Origin of the sequence: Micromonospora sp. NPDC049799, from assembly GCF_040656655.1 — a bacterium.
Taxonomy (GTDB): Bacteria; Actinomycetota; Actinomycetes; order Mycobacteriales; family Micromonosporaceae; genus Micromonospora.
In genome coordinates this window covers 1-1,048 of sequence record NZ_JBFAMU010000920.1, presented here as the reverse complement: position 1 = coordinate 1,048, position 1,048 = coordinate 1, and the positions used below count along the sequence as shown (strand labels likewise).

General features: G+C 77.6%; 2 pseudogenes. Both read left to right on the top strand.

The window, feature by feature from the left end:
* Nucleotides 1-292, top strand: a pseudogene (locus tag AB0I76_RS30650) (hypothetical protein); the annotation flags it as partial.
* 100 nt (nucleotides 293-392) lie between these two features.
* Nucleotides 393-1,048 (top strand): annotated as a pseudogene (locus tag AB0I76_RS30645) (ATPase); the annotation flags it as partial.

The following is a 1,048-nucleotide window of genomic DNA, read 5'->3' as shown; positions in this document are numbered from 1 at the left end:
GGCGGTGGCGTACGCGGTCTGCTCCCGCATGGTCGACCTCTACCTGGAGGTCGCCGGGCACGTCGAGCGGGACCTGGAACGAGCCGAGGAGTCGGCCACGACGGGCGGCCGGGTGCGGGAGTCGCCGGACGTCCCGACGCCCACGCCGGACCCCACGGGGACGACGGCGGCACCGGAGGTGACGGATTCCTCACCGGATCCGACTCTTTCCGCGCCGGCCCCGACACCGCCCACCACGCCGCCGACCTCGGCAGACACGTCCGGCACCGGCTCACCGGAGCCGATCGGGTGACGGTGGCCCGACACAGAAGTGTGCGGGCCGGTGTGGTCCGAACGGGTTTTCGTTCGTAGCCTGTCAGGCGGAGACGGGCGAGGTGCTGGGGAGGCGGGCCGTGGACGGCAGCGAGACCGGCTGGGGGCGGCCGGCCGAACCAGCACCGCGATGGCGGGCGCTGCTCGACCGCGCCCGGCTCGGTGGCCGCTCCGGGGAGCAGGCGGAGACCGACCGACGCGACGACCAGCAGCCACCCGAGACGGCGCACCGGCCGGGGTGGGGCAACGGCTACGCCGGGCGCGTCCCGGCCATCGGCCATCCCGCCGAGCTGTCGTACGGCGCGGAGCCGGTCCCGCCGGCCTACGGGCGCGGCGGCCGGTCGTACGGCCAGGAGCCGGCCCCTGCGTCGTACCCCGAACCGTCGCCACCGTCGTACGGCGGGGACTTCGGCCGCCCGGCCGACGCGGGCCACGGGGCGGCGGGCACCTACCGGGTCGAGCCGGCGTACCGGGCGGACCCGGCGGTCGACCCGTCGTACCGGACGCCCGGGGACTACCGGCCGGAGCCGCCGCGCGTCGAGCCGGAGCCCCCGCCAGCGGCGGAGTCGCGGTACGCCCTGCTCGACAACGGCTACCGGCACGCCGCACCGGCCCCCACCGAGTCCCGCTACTCCGTCCTCGACAACGGCTACCGGGCCGAGCCCGCGTACAGCCCGCCACCGGTCGCCCCGCCCGCGCCGGCGCCGCCCGCGGTGCCGGAGCGGAGCTACCGGGC